Annotated in this window: 33 protein-coding genes; 17 read left to right on the top strand and 16 right to left on the bottom strand. The window is 62.4% G+C overall.

The window, feature by feature from the left end; translation table 11 throughout:
* Positions 1–5: 5 nt before the first annotated feature.
* Positions 6–443 (bottom strand): phosphatase, encoded by a 438-nt coding sequence (locus tag R4P47_RS17690; RefSeq protein ID WP_269596456.1) that lies wholly within the window; start codon positions 441–443, stop codon positions 6–8.
* A 64-nt stretch (positions 444–507) separates the two neighbouring features.
* On the opposite strand from R4P47_RS17690, the gene R4P47_RS17685 reads away from it, so the two are divergent.
* Entirely contained in the window at positions 508–780 is a 273-nt protein-coding gene (locus R4P47_RS17685) for a hypothetical protein (protein ID WP_283347482.1), read from the top strand.
* 5 nt (positions 781–785) lie between these two features.
* Here the strand turns inward: R4P47_RS17685 and R4P47_RS17680 are convergent, their stop codons facing one another.
* Positions 786–1,454 carry a class I SAM-dependent methyltransferase gene (locus tag R4P47_RS17680; RefSeq protein ID WP_269596458.1) on the bottom strand — a complete coding sequence of 223 codons (669 nt, stop codon included), beginning with the start codon at positions 1,452–1,454 and terminating at the stop codon, positions 786–788.
* Between the two features lie 71 nt (positions 1,455–1,525).
* A complete protein-coding gene (locus tag R4P47_RS17675; RefSeq protein WP_269596459.1) occupies positions 1,526–2,416 on the bottom strand; it encodes an alpha/beta fold hydrolase in 891 nt (296 codons plus the stop codon).
* A gap of 54 nt (positions 2,417–2,470) precedes the next feature.
* On the opposite strand from R4P47_RS17675, the gene R4P47_RS17670 reads away from it, so the two are divergent.
* Positions 2,471–2,866, top strand: a complete 396-nt coding sequence (locus tag R4P47_RS17670) for a MerR family transcriptional regulator (RefSeq protein WP_269596460.1) — start codon at positions 2,471–2,473, stop codon at positions 2,864–2,866.
* A gap of 27 nt (positions 2,867–2,893) precedes the next feature.
* Here R4P47_RS17670 and R4P47_RS17665 read toward each other — a convergent pair whose 3' ends face one another.
* Positions 2,894–3,742, bottom strand: coding sequence for a helix-turn-helix domain-containing protein (locus R4P47_RS17665; protein ID WP_269596461.1), 849 nt, complete (start codon positions 3,740–3,742; stop codon positions 2,894–2,896).
* A 111-nt stretch (positions 3,743–3,853) separates the two neighbouring features.
* Here R4P47_RS17665 and R4P47_RS17660 point away from each other — a divergent pair, with 111 nt between their 5' ends.
* Positions 3,854–4,246 (top strand): DUF1761 domain-containing protein, encoded by a 393-nt coding sequence (locus tag R4P47_RS17660; protein ID WP_176460187.1) that lies wholly within the window; start codon positions 3,854–3,856, stop codon positions 4,244–4,246.
* 108 nt (positions 4,247–4,354) lie between these two features.
* On the opposite strand, the gene R4P47_RS17655 is transcribed toward R4P47_RS17660, so the two are convergent.
* Complete coding sequence (locus R4P47_RS17655; RefSeq protein ID WP_255183122.1) at positions 4,355–4,765, bottom strand: SRPBCC family protein; 411 nt, start codon at positions 4,763–4,765, stop codon at positions 4,355–4,357.
* Entirely contained in the window at positions 4,762–5,517 is a 756-nt protein-coding gene (locus tag R4P47_RS17650) for a helix-turn-helix domain-containing protein (RefSeq protein WP_283347483.1), read from the bottom strand. Before R4P47_RS17650 ends, R4P47_RS17655 begins: the two co-directional genes overlap by 4 nt.
* A gap of 172 nt (positions 5,518–5,689) precedes the next feature.
* Here R4P47_RS17650 and R4P47_RS17645 point away from each other — a divergent pair, with 172 nt between their 5' ends.
* Positions 5,690–6,361: a TetR/AcrR family transcriptional regulator gene (locus R4P47_RS17645; RefSeq protein ID WP_094686960.1), complete on the top strand. Its 672-nt coding sequence runs from the start codon at positions 5,690–5,692 to the stop codon at positions 6,359–6,361.
* Positions 6,358–7,290 (top strand): TIGR01777 family oxidoreductase, encoded by a 933-nt coding sequence (locus R4P47_RS17640; protein WP_094640720.1) that lies wholly within the window; start codon positions 6,358–6,360, stop codon positions 7,288–7,290. The genes R4P47_RS17645 and R4P47_RS17640 overlap by 4 nt, the downstream gene beginning before the upstream one ends.
* A gap of 16 nt (positions 7,291–7,306) precedes the next feature.
* Here R4P47_RS17640 and R4P47_RS17635 read toward each other — a convergent pair whose 3' ends face one another.
* Complete coding sequence (locus R4P47_RS17635) at positions 7,307–7,702, bottom strand: SDR family NAD(P)-dependent oxidoreductase (protein WP_256989484.1); 396 nt, start codon at positions 7,700–7,702, stop codon at positions 7,307–7,309.
* Positions 7,703–7,741: 39 nt separating this feature from the next.
* Here R4P47_RS17635 and R4P47_RS17630 point away from each other — a divergent pair, with 39 nt between their 5' ends.
* A complete protein-coding gene (locus R4P47_RS17630; protein WP_068055190.1) occupies positions 7,742–8,380 on the top strand; it encodes a TetR/AcrR family transcriptional regulator in 639 nt (212 codons plus the stop codon).
* Here R4P47_RS17630 and R4P47_RS17625 read toward each other — a convergent pair.
* A complete protein-coding gene (locus tag R4P47_RS17625) occupies positions 8,374–9,582 on the bottom strand; it encodes a citrate synthase (RefSeq protein WP_283347484.1) in 1,209 nt (402 codons plus the stop codon). The two genes, R4P47_RS17630 and R4P47_RS17625, sit on opposite strands and share 7 nt — an antisense overlap.
* An 89-nt stretch (positions 9,583–9,671) precedes the next feature.
* Here R4P47_RS17625 and R4P47_RS17620 point away from each other — a divergent pair, with 89 nt between their 5' ends.
* From R4P47_RS17620 to R4P47_RS17605, 4 genes are all read left to right on the top strand, one after another.
* Positions 9,672–10,817, top strand: coding sequence for a citrate/2-methylcitrate synthase (locus R4P47_RS17620; RefSeq protein ID WP_283347485.1), 1,146 nt, complete (start codon positions 9,672–9,674; stop codon positions 10,815–10,817).
* 157 nt (positions 10,818–10,974) lie between these two features.
* Positions 10,975–11,475: a fluoride efflux transporter CrcB gene (crcB, locus tag R4P47_RS17615; protein ID WP_094686964.1), complete on the top strand. Its 501-nt coding sequence runs from the start codon at positions 10,975–10,977 to the stop codon at positions 11,473–11,475.
* Positions 11,472–11,840, top strand: a complete 369-nt coding sequence (gene crcB, locus R4P47_RS17610) for a fluoride efflux transporter CrcB (protein ID WP_269596466.1) — start codon at positions 11,472–11,474, stop codon at positions 11,838–11,840. Before crcB (R4P47_RS17615) ends, crcB (R4P47_RS17610) begins: the two co-directional genes overlap by 4 nt.
* Positions 11,841–11,886: 46 nt before the next feature.
* Positions 11,887–12,387 (top strand): universal stress protein, encoded by a 501-nt coding sequence (locus R4P47_RS17605; RefSeq protein ID WP_269596467.1) that lies wholly within the window; start codon positions 11,887–11,889, stop codon positions 12,385–12,387.
* Between the two features lie 202 nt (positions 12,388–12,589).
* Here the strand turns inward: R4P47_RS17605 and R4P47_RS17600 are convergent, their stop codons facing one another.
* The 5 genes from R4P47_RS17600 to R4P47_RS17580 all read right to left on the bottom strand — a co-directional run bounded on the left by R4P47_RS17600 (position 12,590) and on the right by R4P47_RS17580 (position 15,340).
* The gene (locus R4P47_RS17600) at positions 12,590–12,925 is read right to left on the bottom strand and encodes a hypothetical protein (RefSeq protein ID WP_094670326.1); all 336 of its coding nucleotides are present in this window, start codon (positions 12,923–12,925) and stop codon (positions 12,590–12,592) included.
* 3 nt (positions 12,926–12,928) lie between these two features.
* A complete protein-coding gene (locus R4P47_RS17595) occupies positions 12,929–13,375 on the bottom strand; it encodes a hypothetical protein (protein WP_269596469.1) in 447 nt (148 codons plus the stop codon).
* A 24-nt stretch (positions 13,376–13,399) separates the two neighbouring features.
* Positions 13,400–13,972, bottom strand: coding sequence for a cysteine hydrolase family protein (locus tag R4P47_RS17590; protein ID WP_269596470.1), 573 nt, complete (start codon positions 13,970–13,972; stop codon positions 13,400–13,402).
* A 257-nt stretch (positions 13,973–14,229) separates the two neighbouring features.
* On the bottom strand, positions 14,230–14,703 hold the full coding sequence (locus R4P47_RS17585; protein WP_283347486.1) for a DIP1984 family protein: 474 nt from the start codon (positions 14,701–14,703) through the stop codon (positions 14,230–14,232).
* A gap of 139 nt (positions 14,704–14,842) precedes the next feature.
* Positions 14,843–15,340 carry a MarR family winged helix-turn-helix transcriptional regulator gene (locus tag R4P47_RS17580; RefSeq protein WP_283347487.1) on the bottom strand — a complete coding sequence of 166 codons (498 nt, stop codon included), beginning with the start codon at positions 15,338–15,340 and terminating at the stop codon, positions 14,843–14,845.
* A 143-nt stretch (positions 15,341–15,483) separates the two neighbouring features.
* On the opposite strand from R4P47_RS17580, the gene R4P47_RS17575 reads away from it, so the two are divergent.
* Positions 15,484–16,440 (top strand): EamA family transporter, encoded by a 957-nt coding sequence (locus R4P47_RS17575; protein WP_283347488.1) that lies wholly within the window; start codon positions 15,484–15,486, stop codon positions 16,438–16,440.
* Positions 16,441–16,473: 33 nt separating this feature from the next.
* Here the strand turns inward: R4P47_RS17575 and R4P47_RS17570 are convergent, their stop codons facing one another.
* On the bottom strand, positions 16,474–17,652 hold the full coding sequence (locus R4P47_RS17570; protein ID WP_394855403.1) for an Nramp family divalent metal transporter: 1,179 nt from the start codon (positions 17,650–17,652) through the stop codon (positions 16,474–16,476).
* Between the two features lie 106 nt (positions 17,653–17,758).
* Between R4P47_RS17570 and R4P47_RS17565 the strand changes: the two genes are divergently transcribed.
* Complete coding sequence (locus R4P47_RS17565) at positions 17,759–17,917, top strand: hypothetical protein (RefSeq protein WP_179276454.1); 159 nt, start codon at positions 17,759–17,761, stop codon at positions 17,915–17,917.
* 24 nt (positions 17,918–17,941) lie between these two features.
* On the opposite strand, the gene R4P47_RS17560 is transcribed toward R4P47_RS17565, so the two are convergent.
* Positions 17,942–18,883, bottom strand: a complete 942-nt coding sequence (locus R4P47_RS17560) for a dihydrodipicolinate synthase family protein (RefSeq protein ID WP_269596473.1) — start codon at positions 18,881–18,883, stop codon at positions 17,942–17,944.
* A gap of 222 nt (positions 18,884–19,105) precedes the next feature.
* Between R4P47_RS17560 and R4P47_RS17555 the strand changes: the two genes are divergently transcribed.
* From R4P47_RS17555 to R4P47_RS17540, 4 genes are all read left to right on the top strand, one after another.
* On the top strand, positions 19,106–20,140 hold the full coding sequence (locus R4P47_RS17555) for a LacI family DNA-binding transcriptional regulator (protein WP_143536624.1): 1,035 nt from the start codon (positions 19,106–19,108) through the stop codon (positions 20,138–20,140).
* Positions 20,137–20,541: a hypothetical protein gene (locus tag R4P47_RS17550; RefSeq protein ID WP_269596474.1), complete on the top strand. Its 405-nt coding sequence runs from the start codon at positions 20,137–20,139 to the stop codon at positions 20,539–20,541. Before R4P47_RS17555 ends, R4P47_RS17550 begins: the two co-directional genes overlap by 4 nt.
* A gap of 291 nt (positions 20,542–20,832) precedes the next feature.
* Positions 20,833–21,204, top strand: coding sequence for a PLD nuclease N-terminal domain-containing protein (locus tag R4P47_RS17545; protein ID WP_283347490.1), 372 nt, complete (start codon positions 20,833–20,835; stop codon positions 21,202–21,204).
* Between the two features lie 132 nt (positions 21,205–21,336).
* A complete protein-coding gene (locus R4P47_RS17540; protein ID WP_283347498.1) occupies positions 21,337–22,200 on the top strand; it encodes a type IV toxin-antitoxin system AbiEi family antitoxin domain-containing protein in 864 nt (287 codons plus the stop codon).
* Positions 22,201–22,222: 22 nt separating this feature from the next.
* Here the strand turns inward: R4P47_RS17540 and R4P47_RS17535 are convergent, their stop codons facing one another.
* Positions 22,223–22,435, bottom strand: a complete 213-nt coding sequence (locus tag R4P47_RS17535; RefSeq protein ID WP_269596478.1) for a hypothetical protein — start codon at positions 22,433–22,435, stop codon at positions 22,223–22,225.
* 93 nt (positions 22,436–22,528) lie between these two features.
* Here R4P47_RS17535 and R4P47_RS17530 point away from each other — a divergent pair, with 93 nt between their 5' ends.
* On the top strand, positions 22,529–22,822 hold the full coding sequence (locus R4P47_RS17530) for a hypothetical protein (protein WP_269596479.1): 294 nt from the start codon (positions 22,529–22,531) through the stop codon (positions 22,820–22,822).
* Positions 22,823–22,904: the final 82 nt, after the last annotated feature.

Raw genomic sequence — 22,904 nt, 5'->3', positions numbered from 1 at the left:
TCTGCTCAGAGCAGAGAGCTCGGTTTCACGAATGTCCTCGCATAGCGTTTCTGCCAGGGCGTCTCGACAGCGCGGTGCGAGTAATTGCTACGGACATAGTCGATTGCAACATTTCCCGGCATACCGTCGAGTGCAACCAGGCAGGCCAGTGCGGTGCCCGTTCGCCCCGCACCGCCGGTACACGCAATCTCGACTCTCTCGGTTGCGCAGCGGCGCAATACATCTCGTAGTCCGACCTCGAGCTCATTCGAGTCGGACGGCAGCCAGAAATCGGTCCAGCGAACCCATCGACTGTCCCACGCGAACTCGCCCGGATCCGTGCCCTGCAGGTAGACACCGAAGTCCGGCAACGGACCGTCAGGCATCGAATCACGCAAGGCACGTCCACGAACGAGACTGCCCGACGGCAACCGAAGCACGCCCGGACTGTGTAAGTCCCACATTCGAGGCGTCCTTTCCTTGTCGTTCGCGACACCTGTTTCTGCCCAGCACCGATATTGTGCCCCCATGCGCTCAGTTGTTCTTGCCTTCGCCGCACTGGGGTTCACGGTGGGTCTGCTTGCGTCCGTGTCGGGATGGGCCGACACCCTGTACGTGGAACCCGGCCAGAGGAGCCGAGCCTACGCAACCACCGCCGATGTTGCCCTGCAGGTTCGAGTCGGCCTCTTCCTCGAGTGGTGGACAAAAGTGCAACCCATAATCGGTGCCGTTGTCGGTGCCGCCGTCGGATTCACGCTCCACTGCAGAGGCTTTCGCCTTTTGCGCGTCGGAGAGACATGACGGCTCTACTCGACACCAGGCTTGGTCCACTCGATTGTGTGTCGAAACCCTACGCGGTGTCGCATCTTCGCACCCGGTAGCCACTTTTCGGCCATGTCTCCGATCTCGTCGAAGCTCAGCACCGGATCCTTGACCGGGAACGGTGGCGGCGGTGCTGTCACCGGACTCGGCCACGGGTGGCGCAGAAATCCGATCAGGGGGTTGGTCACGATGGAGACTGAATCCCACATCAGATCTCGTACGCTTCGCGGTGGCGCAAGCCCGACGATGAGCACTCGCCCGCCCGGCGTAAGAATCCGCCCGACATGACGCAAGGCGTCGTCGATGTCAAGGTGATGCAGGACGGCGACCATGGTCACGAGATCGATCGAATCGTCTGCCCACGAATCCAGTTGACGATCCGTGATCGATACGTTGTCGACGTCGTTAGACGTGGCCTCTGCGATTCGGCGCATGTCCGCATCGGCATCGACCCCGACGACGTGTTCGAAATGAGGAGCCAAGGTGCGCACCAGGCCACCCCGTCCACAGCCCATGTCGAGCGCACGGCCACGCCGGTCCGGCAGATTCGCCAGAATCCAACTGTGGAAGTAGTCGTTGTGACTCCATGGGTGTCGCTCGTTCAGCTCACGAAGCCACTGGGCCCCTCGGCCTCCGATGAGGGACGTTCCCATTCGTCTCAGCACCACGGAACTCAGTATCCACGAGACGCACCTCGGACGGCTCGACGAACGATGTCAGCGAGTCAGCTGCACGATCCTGGGCTTTTCGGAAGTTCTCGGACGAGCATTCCTAGCCACGCATCCAACGCTTCAGCGGTGACCGACGGTGCTTCGAGCGGAGTCAGATGACCCACACCAGGAACAGTGATCACAGACGATTCCACCGGCAGCAATTGCCGCAGTCGAAACGCCTGTTCGACGGGAATCCAGGGGTCCTGTTCGCCCCATCCGATCGAGGTGTTGCAGCGGACTCGGGGAAGGGCATCGACGATGGGCCGCGTGTGGTCGGGGCGCAGTTCGGCGATCTGTCGGTAGAACGCAGGCTGGCCCTCGTCGGATATCCAGGGTTCGGTCAACATCGCCACGATGTCTGCGTCCAGCCGCTGATGTGCCGCTCCCGCAATGTATTCGGTAACCAGTGCCGAGTGCAGGCGTGCAGGCAACGCAGCGAAGACCTCGGCGTTGTCGGCGACGAGTCGGAAGAACTCGGATCCCCAGGGCTCGAGGGTCACCACGTCCCACAGGTAAAGGCCGCCGAAATCGCAGCCGTGAAATAGATGGGCTCCCAGGGCGGCTGCACCGCCGATGTCGTGAGCGACGACGAAGGGCCGAGTCAGCTGCCAGTGGTCGAGCAACAGCGCGAAGCGCAGCATCTGGGTGGGCAGGTCGGTCCGGACATCGGATCCCTGTGCAGACTGGCCGTATCCGGGCATGTCCCAGAGATAGACGCGATGCCCAGTGCTGAGGTGGCGCGCGGCCTGCGCCCAGACCTGAGCCGACCACGGGGTTCCATGGCAGAACACCACATCAGCGGACGGTTCCGCTCTGTCGGGTGTCATCTCGTAGGTCGCCACCCTATCGCCGCCCACGGACACGAAGATGGGCTCTGGTAGATCGAATCTGTCGATCGTCATGGGGTGAACGTAATAGTTCAGGTCGACCTGAAGTCAATGTGAGACCATCGGCAAGTGAAGATCGGAGAGGCTGCGCGCGAACTCGAAGTTCCGACGCACGTCCTCAGACATTGGGAGGACGTCGGTGTGGTTGTGCCCGAACGCCTCTCGTCGGGTCACCGCGATTACAGCGAGGAACACCTGCGTCGACTGCGGGTGCTGAGGGCCTGTCAGGACGTGGGAATCAGCTTGTCCGACATCCGCCTGATACTTCATCGAGACGAGCCCGAACGAACCGAAGTCATCGCAGACCATCTGGCCCGAGTCCGACGGCAGCAAGCTCGACTCGCCAGTGCCGAGCGCTTTCTCGCGCACGTCGTCGCGTGCACACACGATCTGCTCACCCGATGCGCGCAGTGCAGCGAGTACTCCGCTACGCAGGCTGGGCCGACTTCCCAAGAAGTACGCTGAGTTTGCAGAGGCTCTCGCCACCCTCATTCAGGCGCGGACGAGTGCAGCGAGTTCACGAAGGTACGTTCCCGGCGTAATTCCGGCGACGCCCCGAAAGTCGTTGATCATGTGAGCTTGATCGACGTAGCCCAGGTCGGCAGCAATACGGGCAGCATCGGCTGCGGGGAGCGACAAACGTTGCAACACTGCTTGTAGTCGAACCCGTCGGGCGACTGCTTTTGGGCCCATCCCGAGTGACGATCGCAGCGCCCTCTGCACGGCACGTTCACTGACCCCAAGCATTCCTGCCACCGATTGCCCGGGTTTTCTGCCGATGCCCCGAGATAGAGCATCGACTGCGGCGTTTGCGAGAAGGTGTTCGGCAGTCGGTGGTCGTTTCTCCAGCATCTCAGTGATGACCGAATCTGCGCGTAGAGCATGGTCGGCAGCCGAATCTGGCCCGGAGACGCTATTGAGCATGTCGAAGAGTAGTTGGTCGGTCTCTTCGTTGATCGGTTGCGCCGCCGAAAGTCTCGTGGGATCGAGGTCGGACACGACCGCCAGTCCAGCTGGACGCAGTCGGACGGCGAACACGAAGCCTCGACCTCCGATCGTCCGGGACCACGCCCTGCGTTGAACATTGGTGATCATGAACGGCGCAGGCACTGTACCGGTCTCGATACTGACCGTGACTGCCGGAAATTCGAGGACTCGCTGTTCGACGGTTTCGTCCGCAGACAATTCCCATCGCACGCTCCAGTACGCGTCGACAACATCTCGAACCTCTGCAGCCGGTTCGTGCCAGGTTGCGTCGAAGCGACGGAGAAGCGCAGGAGCCATCACGCCGGAGCGTTCGTGAACGTCGATGGGCTTGGACGCGACCTGCCTTTCTTCCATGTCGCAATTCTGCAATACACCGAGCCTCGGGTCTCGAGACGATCACGCTATGACCACCACTTCTTGGACCGATGTCGACCGAGTGACTCAACCGGGCCGAAGGGGAGTGTCGTGAACTGGTTGGGAGTAGCCGGGGCAGCGGTTGTGTACTACGCACTCGGCGCGCTGTGGTTCGGCCCCTTGTTCGGGCGCACATGGGATCGCTCGATCGGGCGTGATCGGGCGCAGACAGGAGGCCGATTCCCGTTGTCCTACTACGTGGTTCCGCTCTGCTGCTCGGCGGCGACAACCATCGTGATCGCTCTCGTTCTCGACGCCATCAACGCGGATGCCGTGGTATCCGGGGTGCTCGTTGGACTGGGTGTCGGGTTGGCCTCCGCTGCAGCATCATTGACCAACGCGCTGACGCCCCACACTCCACAACCATTCGTGTTCGGAGCTGTCACCGCGAGCTACCACCTCACGGGAGCGACAGTAGCGGGTGCGGTCCTCGGAGTCGTCTAGGACGACGCGCGCGGCCGTCCGTGGCGCGAAGCCGGGCGGATCGACCTGACGTCGGACTTCGTCGAGGCCCAATTGGACGCGTACATCCCTGTTGATGGACGCACGAGGTCACTGACCTTCCAGTAGCTCTGCGAGTCTTTTCAAGTCGTCGGCGACCATGCCGAGATCGCGCTCGAATTCGTCGTCGCTCAGTTCGATTTGTCGGACCGTGAACAGAATTTCCGCCCCATTTGGATGACTCAGCACTCTTACGGGGTTGTTCACGACGGTCCCCGACGGCAGTGTCACGTCATGATCGAGGACGCCGAGGTCGTTGTGCGGCACGAAGCGTACTGTCACCTGTCCCATCGGCGAATCTACGAGAAGCCGATCACCGTCGATGGTCACCGGGCTGTGCGCCAGTCCTGCCGCCCATTTGGGCAAGTTCGCAGGATTCGCGGCGAACTCGTACACCTCGTCGGGTGTACGCCTGATAACTCGAGCCACATGTCTACTTGCCACAAAGGGTTCTCGGTTCATAGCAGCGACCCTACGTAAGACGGGCCGCGACGTTCTTCCAGAAATCGGACCGGTGTCAACGTGGTGAGTGCACGTACCTCGTCACACATGTGCGCCTGACTCGCAAAGCCTGCGGCATACGAGAGCGACGCCAGGTCGGGAACGGTGGCAGCAACGTCGACGAGCCGCCCGACGCGAATGACCCGGGCGAGGGTTTTCGGGCCGTAGCCGACCTCGTCGACAAACCTCCGATGCAGCTGCCGAACACCGACTCCCAAGCCGACGGCGAGATCACCGACTTTGATACCCGGCGACGCCTCGAGCACCTGCACAGCGGCCAGGACCAGCCCGTCCTCCGCAGGCCTCATGGCCCGAACGGTGAGGTCGGCGAGCATCTTTCGCCGCGCTGGCATCGCACCGTTCGGATCGTGGCCCGTAAGGACATGGGCAGCCTCCAACCAGGACGCTCCCAGCGCTGCGACATACGGTTGCTGATCACACAATTCACCGACTGGAATCGCACTGACCCTTCGAGCTGCGGACGGAGCGAGACGCACACCGACCATCTCCAGCGGACCGAGGGTGACGGCTCGTCGAGCTGCGGTATCCGGGCCCGCCGCCTCGAGTCGTCCATCGGAGAACCAGATCAGATCCACACATCCGTCGGGAACGGTCAACGGCCGGTCCCCCGGATGGGATCGACGCTCCCAGGTGCACCGAATCCCGTCGACGGGCGAGGGAAATTCGGCGTAGGTCCTTTCCGGCGGCAGCATGGAAGGAATTCTCCTCGATCGGGGCCAGATCCTCCGTCGAACCGGGATCGAACACCGTGGTCACCGCTGAAAATCGGGCAGAGCCCTCCCTGGCATCCACCATCCGATCTTGAACGTGTTCAAAAACAGGTCTATGTTCGAATTTGAACACGTTCAGAATTGAGGTGAATCGATGGCTCGCACGTCCGAGACTCGCGACAAGGTGGTCGAGGTAGCTCTACGCCTCTTTCGTGAGGAAGGGTTCCAGGCGACCACGATGCGTCGCATCGCCGACGAAGCGGGCGTCTCGCTCGGGAATGCCTACTACTACTTCGCCGGCAAGGACGAACTCGTCAACGAGTTGTACACGGTGATCCAGCGCGATCACCGCGAGCGTGCACTCCGCGTCCTCGTCGACGGCGGATCACTGTCCGAAAACCTTGCTGCCGTCTTGCATTCCGGCCTGGACGTGATGGAGCCGTATCACGCCTTCGGTGGATCGTTCCTACAGTTGGCGTTGCCCACCCGGTCCAGTTCCAGTCCGTTCTCGGAAGAATCGTCCGACGCCAGGTCCATGGCCATCGACCTCATGCGAACCACCTTGGAGACGTCGAAACAGAAGGTTCCCGGTTCTCTGAAAGACGTTCTTCCGCAGCTGCTCTGGATGATCTACATGGGTGTCACCCTCCATTGGGTCACCGACTCCTCGGACAACCAGGCACGCACCCGCATCCTGGTCGACGGGCTCGTACCGGTGGTGGCCAAAGCCGTACGCCTCGCTCGTCTCCCGGTGGCGCGGGGGTTGGTCACCGACGTGGCCGGCCTGTTGAAACGAATGACCTCTCCAGAAGGGTTGGACCAGTGACTGATTCACCATCGACTGTCGTCGTGTGCGGTGCCTCCGGCTACATCGGCCGGTACCTGCATCGCTCCTACGAAGATCGCGGCATTCGCGTCAGAACCGTCGGGCGCGGAACATCCAGTGATGCCACATGGTCCGACCATCGCGGCCTCGTCGACGTGCTCGACGGTTCCGATCTGGTCGTCAACCTCGCAGGCCGCTCGGTGAGCTGTCGCTACAACAAGGCGAACGCGGACGAGATCATGTCATCGCGCATCCAGACGACGGCCCAACTCGGGCGTGCCTTGGCTCAGGTCCAGAACCCACCCGAGTTGTGGGTCAACGCCAGTACGGGCACCATTTATCGCGATTCTCGCGACAGGCCGATGGACGAACAATCCGGCGACATCGGGTCGGGATTCTCCGTCGAGGTCGCCCGCGCCTGGGAGCGTGAGCTGTTCGACGCCGATGTGGCCATTCGCAAAGTGGCGCTGCGTATGTCGATAGTGCTGGGTGCAGGCGGCGGTGCGATCAACCCGATCATCGACCTGGCCCGAGTCGGACTCGGCGGCACGATGGGCGACGGCGGCCAGATGTTCAGTTGGGTGCACGTCGCCGATGTCGGACGCATCCTCGATCACCTCTACGACAACACAGGCATCTCCGGCCCGGTGAACTTAGCCACGCCGTTCCCGGTGACCAACGAGGAGCTGATGCAGAAGGTGAGGAGCACTCTGGGCCGAAGCCGCGGGTTGCCGACACCGGCATGGCTGCTTCAGTTCGGGGCACGAGTGATTCGCACGGAGGCGGAATTGGTCTTGAAAAGCCGTTGGGTGGATCCACAGGTGTTGACAGGCAGCGGTTTCGAGTTCCGATACCCCGACCTGCAGGAAGCGCTGACCGACATCGCATCCGAGACGCCCCGAGGGTTGCTCCCCGTCGCCCTCGGGTGACGGGGAGGTCCCGAACCTAGACGAGCGACGCCGACAGTCCTCCGTCCAGGATGTAGTGGCTTCCGGTGATCCACGACGCCCGGTCGGAGGCGAGGAACAACGTCACTTCCGCGATGTCCTCTGGCGTTCCCAGTCGTCCCTGCTTCGCGGCGACCAGGTCACCGAACGGAATCTGGGTCGCGGCTTCGAAGTCCGGGACCAGTCGGTCGACCATCGCAGTGTCGGCAAATCCGGGGCACACCGCATTCACCCGCACTCCCGATGCTCGCATTTCGAATGTGGCGACGCGGGTGACCTGGATGACTGCAGCCTTTGTAGCGCAATAGGATCCGAGCAGCGCGGTGCCGCCCACACCTTTTTCAGCGACCAATATCTGGCCGCCGCCGATATCCCCCGATCGGCCGTCGGGCATACACTGAGGTGACGACCACGCGCGGAAAGGACCCGGCACATGACCCAGACCGTTGATCCTCGCGCGCGTATCGAAGAGCGAGCCCGCAACAAGTTCGAGGCCAAGCGCACCGAACTGGCCGAGGCGACGCTGCACACGCTGGCCGAATTGGGTTACGCGCGCACGTCACTGCGGGAGATCGCGCAGAATTCCGAGTACTCACACGGCGTGCTGCACTACTACTTCACCGACAAACTCGACCTCATCACGCACGCCGTTCGCCAGTACGAGGCCATGTGTGTCACTCGCTACGACGAGGTGGTGGCCAACGCCGTCGACGCCACCGGCTTGTACGCGGACTTCGAGGAGAAGTACTTCGCCACTCTGGCCGAGGACGCCGGCATCCATCGACTCTGGTACGACCTGCGCAATCAAGCCCTGTTCGACGGCTCGTTCCGCAACGACGTGCTCGAGATCGAGGCGCGTCGCGAGGACATGATCTGGCGCGTGGTCGCTCGTTACTGCGAACTTCGCGGCTCCACTCCCGCACTCGACAACGCCTCGGCCTACATCCTCCTCGATGGCATCTTTCAGCGCGCTCTGCTGCATCACCTGGCCGACAACACAGCCGAGATCGCTGCCGCGCGTCGCCAACTGCTTGCTGCGTTCGCATTACTGGACTGCCCGACGCCTCAGTAGGTTCCCGGTCGAGTCCCCGTGTAGATGCCTGGAACCCGAAAGCGAAGGGGCGCTTCGTCGTATTCTTCGATGGCGCGTGCCGTCCACCCGACAATGCGGGCGAGTGCGAACAGCATCTCCGGTGTGTCGGACTCGAGCCCGTAGGCGAGGGTGAACGTGGCGAGAGCGAAATCCGAGTTCGGAAAGGTATCGAATCTGCTACTCACCTCCTCGATTATCGTGTCCGCTGCAGCGATCACTACGGGGTCCGCACCGTGAGCCGGGTCCCGAAGCAGTCGCAGTAGTTCCTCGGCACGCGGGTCTCGGTCGGTGTAGATGACGTGCCCGAAGCCGGGCACCCGCTCCCCGGACCTCAATTGTGTTGCGAGAGCGCCTATCGGATCGTCGATCGCCATCGTCAGGAACCGATACACGGGATCGGCAGCGGAGCCGTGCAGCGGGCCGTCGATGCATCCCAGACCCGCCGAGACTGCCGAATACAGATTGGCTCGGGTGCTCGCTGCCACCCGAACTCCGAGCGTCGACGCAGCAAGACCGTGGTCTGCCATCAGGACGAGCGCGGCCTGCAGCACCGCCAGACCGTTCGGATTCGAGGAGTCGGACTTGATTGCCGCCCAGACCGATTCGACAACCGAAAGCTCCGAGGAACCACCACCGAGTGCTGCTGCGACCGTCGCCAGCAGCTGCCCTGCCTCGCGGACGACGGATGTGGACCCGGTGTCGAATCGCATCGGTCGGTAGGTGGACGCGATGTCGACGGCGATGCGGATCCGATCGATGGACCGGCAATCCGGCGACACCAGCCTTGTCGCTTCTCTGCATCGTTGCACCACAACGGAGTCCGCGTGGAAGTGGACTTCGTCCAGCAATTCACCCGTCCAGACGAAGTGTGCAACCGACTCGAACGCACGCGAGCTGAGCGCCACCGCATCACGCCCCCGGTAGTACAGATGCCCGTCGTCGATCAGCGTGATCCGAGTTCGAATTCGTTCCACGGCACCGATATCGGTACGCCGAGCGGTGTCGCGTCCGGCGAGAGATTCCACCTCGTCTACGTCGAACACACTCCCCCGCACGCCGGTCAGTCGAGTGCTGGTCAGCAGACCGCGGCTGACGTACGCGTACACCGTTTCCGGCTTGACCCCCAGCCGTGCGGCAGCCTGCGCGGTGGTGAGCATGTTCCGACCGTCGGCGTGCGTCATGTCCGCCTTTCACATTGATTCGATCAACATTGACAATAATCAACGTTAGCGCGGATCGTAGGGGTTGACCAGCGCAAAGGAGTGCAGCCATGACCGTTCTCGATGCCCCACGGGGGCTCCACAACGTCGTTGTCACCACCACATCGATCGGAGATGTTCGCGGCGACGAAGGTTTCTATCACTACCGCCAGTACTCGGCGATCGACATCGCGCTGCACCTGACCTTCGAGGACGCATGGTTCCTCATGGTCGAAGAACGATTGCCGGACGATTCCGAGCGCGCCGAATTCCTGCGCAAGGTGGCACCGCTGCGAATATTGCCGGAGGCCGTCGCAGCTGCGGTGAGAAAGGTGGCGCAATCGGGTCCCGAGCAACCCCTCTTTGCGTTGCGGACGGTGTTGTCGGGATTGGCAGGCGCAGTTCCCCTCTACGAGTCGTCGGAATCGGACAAGCGTGTGACCGCGCTACGTCTGTGCGCGATGACGCCGACCATTCTGGCTGCCGTACACAGGATTCGGACCGGCAAAGAACCCGTGGAACCGCGCGAGGATCTGACCACCGCGCAGAACTGGTTGTTCATGATCACCGGACAGGTGCCCGACGCCGATCGTGCCCGAGCGATCGATCGATATCTCACCGCCACGATCGATCACGGGTTCAACGCGTCGACGTTCACTGCGCGAGTTGTGGCGTCGACAGGTTCGGACATCGCATCCGCAGTGTGTGCTGCCATCGGTGCCTTCGCTGGTCCGTTGCACGGAGGTGCCCCGGATCGCGCTCTCGACGGGCTGGACGAGATCGCCGACGTCGATTCCGCGGACGCCTGGGCGCGAGCGAAAATCTCTGCAGGCGAACGCATCATGGGCTTCGGGCACCCGGTGTACCGAACCGACGATCCCCGATCGGTGATGCTGCGCGAAACTGCGCAGGAGTTGGGCGGGGAGCTCATCGACAAGGCTGTTCAGGTCGAGAAGGTCATCACCGCTGCGCTCGCCGATCTGAAACCGGATCGAAAGCTGTACGCCAACGTGGAGTACTACGCCGGTGTCGTGATGGAGCTCTGCGGAATTCCTCGGTCGATGTTCACGCCCACCTTCGCCTGCAGTCGGATGGTCGGGTGGTGTGCCAACATCGTCGAGCAGTCACATGACAGCAAGATCATTCGCCCGATCGCTCGCTACGACGGCCCAGTGCCTTCGGCAGTGGTGCGGTCGAGTGCCACCCAGGGCACCTGATCACGCCACTGCGGCGGAGCCGCATCACGGTGTGCCATCATGATCATGCGCCGGTGCGCGCAGCGGCGGTGGGGCTCGCCGTAACCGAACCTCGGTCCTCGGACCGACAACAGTCCCTGTCTCGGCACTCGTATGTCCGCAGATAGGGAGCAGGTTGATGAACAATTTCCACGAGACGCACGGCGCTACCGCCGATGGGTCCCTGCCGGTCGACCCCGACAGCCCGGCCCCTTCCCGCCCAGTGCATGCCCAACCAGCCGCTATTGCGGCCGTAGCCCTCGGCGGCCTGGTAGGCACCGGTGTTCGATACGCGGCCGAGACCGCGTATCCGCCCAATTCGGGTCCGTTCCCTTTCACCACTCTCGTCATCAACCTCACCGGAGCTTTCGTCCTCGGGATGCTGTTGGAGCGTCTTGCGCTCTCCGGCCCTGACGAGGGCTGGCGACGCCGAATCCGATTGTGTATCGGCACCGGGGTACTCGGCTCGTACACCACCTACAGCTCCTTTGCTCTCGAGACCGTGGAACTGCTGCAAGATCACCGGGTGTTGGCGGCCGCGTTGTACATGACCGTCAGTGTGGTCGTCGGTACGTTCGCAGCCGGGGCAGGCATAGTTCTCGCGCAACGGTTCGGTGCCCACACGGAGGACAAGCGATGATCGCACTGTGGGTCGTTCTCGCCGGAAGTGCCGGGGCAGTGAGCAGATTCGTGCTCGACGGCGTCATCCGAACGCGACTGAAGACCGAATTCCCCTACGCCACAGTGCTGATCAACGTCACCGGATCGGCCGTACTCGGCATCGTGGCGGGGTTGGTGATGTTTCGGTCTGCACCTGAGCAGGTGCAGGCAATTATCGGTGTCGGGTTCTGCGGTGGTTTCACCACTTTCAGCACCGCAAGTGTGGAGACCATCCGCCTGCTCGAACGCCGCCGCTACGGGCTCGCCGCGTCCAACGCCATCGGCACGGCGCTCGCCACCACTGCGGTCGTCGGTGTCGCGATGATCGCGACGGCGTACATCTGATGAGGGCGCATGTTCGTTCTGCAGTGCACGATTCGAGGAGGCAATGATGTCCGGTTCAGACCACCACCGACGCAGCGCGGTAGAGCACATCGACGGACCGGACGGTGGTCCCCATACCCACAAGTGCCCGCTGGTGGTCGTTTACGACGGCGGCGACATCTCGCATCACGCACTGACGTGGTCGCTGCAGTTCGCATCGGGGATCGGAGGATCGGTGCATGTCGTACACGTGATCGACCTAGCCGACACACCCGTCGACCCCGACTCGGAGACGTACGAAGAGGACACCGAGGCCCAGGCAGGGCGCGAACGTGAACGTGCAACCGAGGCACTCGACCGAGCCGACGTTCCATGGACCTACGATGCGGTCTACGGAACTCCCGGCGGCGCACTGGAATCATTCGGACGGAAGTACGACGCGTCGATGATTGTCCTGGGTGCGTCCGGCGGCGGTTTCGGTTCGGTACTACGCAGATTGGGCGGCGAGTCCGCAGCCGACAACCTTGTTCGACACTGCGGTCGGCCGGTTCTGACAGTGCCCGCTTGACTCAGCTGAACCGTTTCGGCCCCTGACTCGACGAGCGCGTCCAGATCGTTGTTCGACCCGTGCTGGACCCGAACGGTGGCCTCGATTCACAGTGCTCTATCCGGACTCGGCACCGGCCTTCACGTAGTCTTGATCGATTTCCGAGAGCGAGACAGTCGAGTCACTGATAGGTCCTGAACCAACCTGAGCGAAGGCCGAATGATCACAGACTCTTGATTTTTGCGAACGGGTAGCTGCCCACGAGTACGACGATGAAGACATAGCCCGCCAGACCGAGTAACTCCCACGTCGTTCTGTCGCGTTGGAAGTCGGTGAAGATCCAAAACAGTGGAGCCAGCAGCAAAGTAGCGGCAGCGACGCCGCAGACCACGAATATCCTGTTCGCCCGTGCACGCAGGTGCGGCGTCGTCTTCACTCGGTCCGGCACGTCGCGGCCGTAGTAGTCGACGTGGAGCGCCTTTCCTCGAAAGCCAACTGCGGCGCCGTACGCGAACGCGCAAACTCCGACCATCAGTAGCAGCGCAAGTACGGTGTTCACGTATCACTGCGCCGTTGCAGCTCGACGCGACTTGGCCAGCGATCTGTAGTTGCGAATTGTGTTGACGCACAACCATCCGGTCACGATGGGTGCGAAGAAGCCGAGTGCCAGGCCCTCGCCCATCAGCGAAAACACAACGACTGCGAACCCGATCAGCGTGACAGCCACCGAATCGATCTTTCGACCGATAGACGAACCCGAGGTCGCCACGATGCCCGGAAACCGCGGCGAGTCGACAAGAATCCGTATCGCCGCGACGCATGCAACCAGTCCTGCAACGACCATGAACGCGAACACAATCGTTCCACCCCAACCGATCTCGGCCCAGTTCAACCGCGGCTCGAACAACCCGCGAAAGAAAGCCTCGAGTATCGGGACCGACGCGAAGTAACCCAGATACAGCAACACGATGGGTCCTGCCAGACCTGCAGTCGTCCGCCGATTCGCCATACCGAACGGTATCAAACGGCTCGGCTAGAAGCTCGAAAGCAAATCCTCCGTGATGACGACAGTCGCAAATTCCCCGTGCAGGTTTGTTGCCGTCATTGCCGACAAGGTCGCCGCGGGCACCGTGGTTCCGTCGAGTGCGAGGCGATCGAAGGTGTGTGTGGCGTCGATGACGAAGTAGGCGTCGTAGCCCAGGTTTCCGGCCATGCGTGCTGTCGTTTCGCAACAGTGGTTGGTGGTGATCCCGCAGATCACGACCTGGTCGATGCCCTGTGCACGTAGCCAGGCGTCGAGATCCGGCGTGCCGTAGAAGCTCGAATTGACCCGTTTGCTGATCAGCAAATCCGGAGTTCCTTCGATGACGTCTTTGAACGCATGCCCCGCACCGGTCGGAGACAATGGCGACACAGGGTTGTCGGAGTCGTGTCGAACGAACACGATCGGCCATGCCTTGGATCGCCACGAACGAACGAGGGCAGCAATATTGGTTTCGCACGACGGATTGTCCCGCGGGCCCCAGAATTCGGAATCGTCGAATCCAGCCTGCACGTCGACGACGATCAGAGCAGGCCGTTCGAGACGTATCGGCGGTACGTTCATGCTGTTCAGGCTAACCTCCGAAAGCCGTCGAGACCACAATGCCGGGTGGCCCCTTACCCACCCTCGTTCTCGTTCGATCAGCACACGGTAGTGCACTGTGCGGTGTGCGCCGTACTCCGTGAATTGTACTGAGCTGCACTGTGAACGGGTGGATACCCGGGACGCTGCTCACCACGCGGGAGAAGGACCGGAAAACCGCCGGCCGCGGCACGTGCTCGCCTCGAACGAAAACTACCTACTACCCGGCAACCGATTCACTACTCGATCAGGTCGAATTCCCAGTTGATGCGTTGGATCTCCAGATCCACCAGCCGGATCTGTCTGGCGATATCGTCCGCCGTAGAGCGCAATTCGGCAACCGGAAGGGCTGCGACATACACCAACTCCGACCGCAGCTGTCGCGGACCGTACCGACGCTCCTGTTCACGTCCCGACGCGGCGTCCGCTGCTGCGGAGATCGCCTTGTGACGCATACGCAGCACGTCACGGGACGCGAGTGCGTCGGTGAGGGTTCCGTCCCGCATCGTCGCGGCGCTGTTCGTCCGGTTGATCCTGCGAATGAGGATCTCAAGACGATCGAGCACAGTTGTGTACTCCGACAACAGAATTGCCGCATCTTCGGCCGGTGATTCACCGTCCTGATGGCGGGCGTTCGCCAGAATCCGAACCTTCAGATGTTCGGTGCGCTTGATCAGTTCCCCTCGTTCAGCGAGGGCCTCGGCAAGCTTCATGTTCTGCACCTCGGCGTTTCGATACCGACGGTGATGTGACTACGGGCGCTCATGCGCCTTTCGACGTGTCGAATGAGTTCATGGAACAACAAGTACCACAGTCCGCCTGGATACGGAAGAGCCGGTGCCGATGGCGCAGCTATCCGAGATCGAGAAGAAGTCGCTTCAAAAGGCCTGCAAGTTGGCGTCGCTCATCCGGATTCAACGATTTGAGCAGAGCTTCCTCATTGGCTACGTGAGCGGGTAGCGCGGCATCCACTGCAGCGATCCCGGCCTGCGTCAATTGCACTATGACCACCCGACGATTGGTGGGATCGATCTCGCGTTCGACCAATCCCTTGTCGGTCAACCGATTCAAACGGTGCGTAACGGCACCTGACGTCACCATCGCGCTGTCCAGCAACTGCCCGACGGTGAGGCGATGCGGAGACCCGGCGCGCCGGAGCGTTGCGATGAGATCGAATTCGCCTGGTTGCAAACCGAATTCGGCCAGTACAGCCTGCGTGCGCCTGTCCAGGACGGACGCCGCACGGCTGATACGGCCGATGACCTCCATGGGTCCGACATCCACATCGGGCCGCTCGGCCCGCCACTGCTGGACAATCCGGTCCACTGCGTCGAGTGCCTCGTTCGACATCGAGCCAACCACCCCTCAATACTTCAGCGCTCAATTGTTTGACATTGTGCCACGCCCGTCATACCGTTCAATGCTAGATAGTTCAACGTTAAGACGTTGACTGACAGCGCCCCAGAGATGAGCTCCCGATGCGACCACCTCGCATGCAGACACACCCAACCGATGCTCGACGCCACCGCGCACCCGACGTCGCCCCCTCGACTCTCGGATTGACGGCCGCTGCCGCACTCGCTCCCATCCTCTGGGGCACGACGTACGTGGTGACCACCGAACTCCTTCCCCCCGATCGCCCGATGACCGCCAGCGTGCTGCGCGCGGTTCCCGCCGGGCTCCTTCTGCTGCTCATCGCTCCGGGCGTCCCCGCAAAGGGATGGCGACTGAAGATCGCGACCCTCGGTGTACTCAACATCGGATTGTTCTTTCCGATGCTGTTCGTGGCGGCCTACCGGCTACCCGGTGGAATTGCCGCCGTCGTGGGGTCCGCGCAGCCGCTTGTGATCGTGGCTGTATCGGCGATCTTCGGTTGGGGGCGAACGCGGCCCATCCAAGTTGGATGGGCTGCAATGGCCGTCGTCGGGGTTGCACTGACAGCGGTGTCCGGAACGATCCGACTCGACGCCATCGGCCTCGCCGCCGCAGTGGTCGGAGCCGTCAGCATGGCAATCGGCGTCGCCCTCACCAAGCGCTGGGGTGTGCCACCCGATACCAGCCCACTCAATTCCACTGCGTGGCAACTGATTGTCGGCGGAGTGGTCATCTCGCCACTGATTCCGATCGTCGACAACGGGCCATGGGCACTGGATGCCGAGGCTGCAATCGGCTATGCATGGCTCGCAGTGGTGGGCGGCGCGTTGGCCTACTCACTGTGGTTTCGCGGTGCCCGCGCTCTCCCCAGTGCCAATGTCACACTCCTCGGCGTGCTGAGTCCGCTCACTGCAGCAGTCATCGGATGGATAGTGCTGGGACAGAGCATGACCGGAGTTCAGTGCGTCGGCTTCGGCATCGCGCTCGTGGGTTCGATAGCCGGACAGTTCGTCACGACACACCCACCGCGATCGGTGGCGTTGAGGTACAGAAAAGTCCCGGGCAGGAGTTCGTGAGAACTCCCGCCCGGGACGATTGCGACGCGTGCTTTAGCGAGACAGAAGTTCGTAGACCAGCACACCGGAGAGCGACAGGATGGAGAGGAATCCGAGGACACCGAGTGCGTTCTTCCACCACGTGTTTCGGAGGTCTCCCATCAGTTGGCGGTTGTTGCTCATGACGTAGAGCAAGAAGCCGAGGAATGGGGCCACCAGCACGGTCAGAGCCTGCGCGACGATGATCAGTTGGATCGGCGACGAGGTGAACATGATCGTGATCGCCAAACCGAACGCCAGGATCGCAGCGCAGGTCACCTTCGCCGTAGGGGTGCCGGGCGATGCTCCCCGGCCCAACGCGTCGGAGAGCATGGTTCCTCCGGCGGTGGCATTGGCCACCATCGAGGAGAAGGCCGCTCCCGACAGTCCGAGGGCGAAGATGGTCGAACCGATCGGTCCTGCAATGGGTTCGAATATTTTCGCCAGTCCGACCAAGCTGGTGGCTTCGGCATTCTGGCTCTCGAGTACCGCAGCGGCCACGACGATGACGAGCGCTGTCATGATGCCGGGGGCGACGATGCCGGGAATCGTGTCGGCAATGGAGGTTTGACGGTATTCGCCTCTGGTCCGGCCCCGTTCGTGGATGCCGTACGAGGTGAAGAACGCTGCGTTGAGTGAGAAGTTGGTGCCGACGAGCGCGACGATGAGCAGCAAGCTTCCCGAAGGGGCGCTGGGCATCACGCCGTCGAGAGCCATGTACCAGTCCGGCTTCGCGATGACCGCGCTGATGATGAAGGCCGCACCGAGGAGTCCGACGATGACGAGCAGCACTCGCTCGACTATGCGATAGACGTTGCGAAACAACAGGATCAGCGCCACGAATGCCGTGCAGGCAATCGTCCAGATCAGTGGGGAGCCGCCGAATACCATCGACAGCCCGAGTCCGGATCCGACGGCATTGCCGACCGAGAAGCACAGGGTGATGATGAAGACCCCGAAGCCGGCAGCGACGCCGACGCGGTGCCCGAGGATGTCTTTGACCGAACTGATCAACGACGTCGTCGTCCGTATTCCCAGACGCACGCTCATATCGGCGTACACGAGCATGAATACCGTCGAGAGCACGACGACCCAGATCAACGCGTAGCCGTACTTGCTACCGGCCTCGACCGCACTCGCCAGGTTGCCGGGGCCGAATTGCCAGGCGCCGGCGATGAAGGCGGGACCCGCCATGGCCAGCGTGCTCAGGACTGTCTTCCATCGACTCGACATGGCAGGCGGTCCATCTGCGGTGATGGTGGACGCGGCTGGTGCCACCGGGGTCGTGCGGGGTTGACTCATGACGAGCCTTTCTGGTGACGCTCCGTACTCGCTACTAGAGGCAGTGTGCCCTCGGCTCGACGCGGTGGGGAGCGGATACGAAAAGTACGAGCGAAGGTCGGTGTGCGGCATCGACGGCCGGACGAAGATGGCCACCGATGCCGACCGAGTGATCTGACGCGGTCTGTCCCTGCGAGGGAACTCAGACCAGCGCGGGTACTACCGAACCGAGGTTCGCGGAATCGAGTGCCGCCGCGATCTCTTCGTGAGCGCCTGCGGCCAGTGGCAGCAGCGGCGAGCGGACGGTGGCGTGCTCGAGGATGCCGCGGTGGACCAGGCCTTCCTTGAGCGCGACAGTCCCCTCCATGTGAGATCCGCGGTGATAGACGTTGGCGGTGACGGGCAGCAGACGGTCGTGGATGGCGCGTGCGGCCGGGTAGTCCTTGGCCTTGCCTGCGGCGATGAGCTCGACGAGGGGTTCTGGAGCCAGGCCGCCGTAGCCGACGAGGAGGCCGTCGACGTCGAACATGGTGTGCAACAGGTATTCGTCGTGGCAGCTGAGGATCTGCAGGTCCGGGTTCTCCTTACGCAGAACCGGGATCTCACGGTCCCAGCGGCGCATGTTCCGAACGCCGTTCTTGGTTGCGAAAACGCCCTCCTGAGCGGCAATTTCGAGCTGGGTGTCGAGGTTGTACGTCGCCTTGGTGACATCCGGGTACTGGAACAGGATCAGCGGCAAGCCCGATCCCTCGTACAGTGCGCGGTACCGATCCTGCGGTGCGCCGTCCTGGTAGCCGAAACGCAGCCAACCGTGCGACGGGTACACCAGTCCGGCGGACGCACCGGCGTCGACCGCGCGCTTGGCTTCTTCGACGGATACGGCCGTTCCTTCCCCGGTGATGCCGGCGATGATCGGAAGCTTTCCCTCGACCGAATCGCGGAAGGCACCGATCACCTTGGCTTGCTCGGCCTGGGTGAGGAATGTGCCTTCACCCGCGTGACCGAGGACGACGAGACTCTTGACGCCGTCGACGCTGCCGAGCCAGGACCCGAGGCGCTGGATCGCGTCGTAGTCGACCTCACCATCGCGAGTGAACGGCGTGATCGGTGCTGGGCTGAGTCCGCGGAGATCGAGTGAATTCATGTTGTCGTCCTTCTCGAGAATCTGATGGGAACGTTGTCGGGAACGTTTGCATTACGCTAAACCGCTCCCCGTGGATGTGTCGACCATCACTTTGGAGATCAGGGGTGACAGGCATCGCACAGCGCACTTGCAAACGTTCCTGGGACGTTTGCATGCGCCGCAGGCTGGCGATCTGTAAGTTCGGCCGTACCAGGAGATTCAACGAACAGTCAGGAACTGCACATGCGTTCCACCCGAAGTGGGCTCTCGACGGAGCGCACGGACGCGGTCACACTGCGTGACGTCGCCAAGGCTGCCGGGGTCAGCATCTCGACCGTCAGCCGTGTTCTCGACGACCGCGTCGCACCGTCCCGATCCGCGACGGCCGTACGGGTGCGCGAGATTGCCGAGCATCTCGGATACCGGCGCAACACGTTCGCGTCGAATCTACGACGCGGTGCCACCGCCACCATCGGAGTCCTGGTGCCACGCCTCTCGGACACCGTGATGGCGCTGATGTTCGAGGCCATCGACCGGGCAGCGGGCAGGGAGGGTTACCACGCCGTCGTCGCGACGAGCGGCGACGATCCCACCGACGAATGGAACGCTGCGCAGTCGCTTCTGGAGCGCAATGTCGATGGGGTCGTTCTCGCCACGAGTCGCACCGACGACCCCCTCCCCAGTCACCTGCGCGAGAACGGAATTCCGCACGTACTGGTGCTGAGAACCGATGGAAAGAGCCCGTCCTCGATCGGCGACGACGAGACCGGTGGATATCTGGCTGTTCGTCACCTCATCGATCTCGGCCACACCGACATCGCAGTGCTGACAGGCCCTCTGTTCACGTCCAGTGCTGTCGGTCGTCTGGCGGGCGCGCACAGGGCATTTGCCGAAGCCGGCCTCCAACCACGCCCGGAGTGGACGATCGAAACCGGCTACGGAATCGAAGCCGGGGCAAGCGCAGGACACGATCTGCTCGACGGCTCAGGCCGTCCCACCGCCGTGTTCGCAGCCAACGACAACCTTGCCCTCGGAGTGTTGTCGGCAGCACATCGACACAATCTGGCTGTCGGAGAAGACCTTTCACTGGTCGGCTACAACGACATCCCGCTCGCGCAACTGTTGCCGGTTCCCCTGACCTCGGTTCGCACCGCATTCGACCAAATCGCCCGAACCGCAATGGAAATACTACTCAACGGCGACGACGGCTCGACTCCGCTGAAAAAGGCACTCCCGACACTGATCCCGCGACAATCATCGAGCCGTGCGGTGAGATGAGTTCATCAGCGGGACTGTGTCGGTTCTGGCTCATCGGTTTTGTCGTCGCCCTCACCGCGTCGTGCAGTTCGTTCGAGCCCGGCGAACGCAGGTCCATGGACGAAGAAGAAGTGTCGCGTGGTCTGCAGGACATAGCTTTCGACGTGCCGAGTGGCTTCGAGTTCGTTCAGGCCTTCACCCACACGGAGTTCGTCGGCCAGCCCGCGTGGCGGGCCCGATTCGACGCGCCGAGCGAGGCCGGCGACGATAAAGCGCTATCGGCGGCAAACCCTTCCTATCCGCCCCTGCAACCGGTGACGTGCGCCGCTGCATCGACGAGCAACTGGTCTGCACTGGGCTTGACCTGCGAACCCGAGATGCTGTCCACCTCGCGTCCTGCGCAGGGGACGGCAGACCCCTGACCGTCCTGCTCACCAGGAACACACGACAGTCGTCGCTGTTCATCTACTCCCAGGGCCACTGACTGTTGCAGCGACGCTATGCGGGCTGAAGCAATTGGAGGCCGAATCGGGTTCAACTGACCGCGCTGAGCGCGGCTAGCTGCACCCGATTTTGCCCAGCAGCGGAGTCCGGCACCTCGCTGACCACATGCTGCCGATCGATAGACCTGGGGACATATCTGTCGAAATCGCGACAGCCCCGCTACGATGCTCGATACATCAGACCGAACGGTCTTGAAAATGGAGGATCACATGCCGTATCTCGGTCTGCTGGTGATGTTGCTGTGGGTGTTCTGTCTGATCGACGTGATCACGGCCGACGATGGTGGAGTGCGATTTCTCCCGAAGATCGTGTGGTTGCTGTTGGTGGTGTTTCTCCCGCTCGCCGGCTCACTGGCATGGTTGTTCGCGGGACGTCCTGTAGGAGGCGGAATCTGGGGAGGTCCCGGTGGCGGCAACCGGCGCGCGAGCAACTCTGCGTTTCCTGAATACGAAACACGCCCCGGCCGTCAGGCTGCCCAGAACCCCGATGCCGATGCAGAATTTCTCCGGCGTTGTCGAGAACGTGCAGAGGAACAACGCCGACTCGAGCGCGAGCGTCGCAAGAGAGATCTCGGGTTCTGATCTGGGCGGGCAAAACTCTCAAACACACAGCTCCACCTCGATTGAATTCGGTGCATCCAGCCGCGCTGAGCGCGGTTCCATGCACTCGATTCGCTAGGGAACCGCTTCGGCACCGTGAACGTCCAAGTGGACATGCTTGATGAATGGCTGGCACAGCACGACGGCGTGATCACTCGCGCGCAGGCGGCACTCTGCGGTCTGAGTGGCGACGCTGTGGATCGCTCGGTTCGCGCGGGTGCGTGGCGAACAATTCATCGCGGGGTGTACTTCGTCGTCGACCGCCCATTCACTGCGGATGCACGCATTCGATGCGCCGTGTGGGGTGCGGGATCGAACGCTGCGCTCAGCGGGGAAGCCGCGGCCTTCTGGCACGGGGTGATCTCCGTAGCGCCGAGCATCATCGAGGTCACCACCCCACGCAGGGGGCGAAGCCGCGCCGAGGGCTGCCGACTACGCCGCCGCGACATTCACAACAAGGACATCGTCGAGCGGCGCGGGCTTCGCGTCACGTCTCTCGAACTCACCGTTCTGGAAGCGTCGATAGGTAAGGCGCACATCATGGATCGGGCACTTCAGCGACACACCGACCTCGAGCGATTGCAGCGGGCAGATGCACGAAACCCAGGTCGCACCGGCGCTCCCGAAGCGAAGCGGCTGCTGAAGGTCGCAGCGAACGGTGCACGCTCCGAGGGCGAGCGTCTCTTGATTCGAGAGTTCCGGGCCCGCAAGATCGGCGGCTGGGTGGTCAACTATCGATGGGGCGGATACGAACTCGACTTCGCGTTCCTCGCCGAGATGGTGGTGATCGAAATCGACGGCTGGGCATTTCACTCCGATCACGACGCCTTCCATCAGGATCGGATCAGGCAGAACGACATCATTCAGAGCTGGACGATCCTTCGCTACACCTGGGTCGACCTGACCGAACGCATGGATCACGTGATCGCCGAAATAGTCGCCACTCTCGATCGAATCCGGTGCAGCCAGCCGCGCTGAGCGCGGTCAGTTGCACCCGATTTCATCGCCGCGAGGACCTGGGCGGACTGTACGACCCATCGAGTCGACTTCTGATGCGTCGGATCGCCTTCCATCCCGCGGGAGTCACCGCGGTGCTGACTATCGCGCCGATCATGACGCCCTGGAACAGGGCAGACCACTGGCCGGGGCTGCCTCCGAACAGCGGCCATTTGTACACGATCGCGAGAACCGCGAGGAACACCAGAGCACGCATACCTGCACCCTCCCACGACACCGTCAGCGCCGCGAACTATCCGGTACCGTGAAGGAAACGGACAAACTGGACCGCACGAGGTCGGAGGCCGAGATGCAGAAGCCATTTCGCGAGTGGGTCATGACCGGGGCACTGAGCAAGAAATGCGGCGCCACCCGGGCCGATTACATCAATGCTCTGGCTCTCGCCCCTGCAGTCGGAATCGGCTTTCTCCTGATGCAGTTGATAGTCGGCTCGGGTTCGACTGCTCTCGATACTGCGGCAGGGTGTCTGGGCGGGGCCATCACGGGCTTGCTGTATCTCTACATCGCGTATCGAGTCGAGTCACGTAAGCACCGCGGGCCCACCCCCGCGCCGCCGCTGGGTGCACGGCCGACACGGCTGTGAGATTCCCCAGCCCCAGCCCGACACGCCGGATCAATGAGACTCTCTTGCACTCCAACCGACTGAAACCCACATTGATCCAGAT

The organism is Rhodococcus sp. IEGM 1370 (assembly GCF_033142325.1).
Classification (GTDB): Bacteria; Actinomycetota; Actinomycetes; order Mycobacteriales; family Mycobacteriaceae; genus Rhodococcoides.
This window is presented reverse-complemented; position numbering and strand designations above follow the sequence as displayed.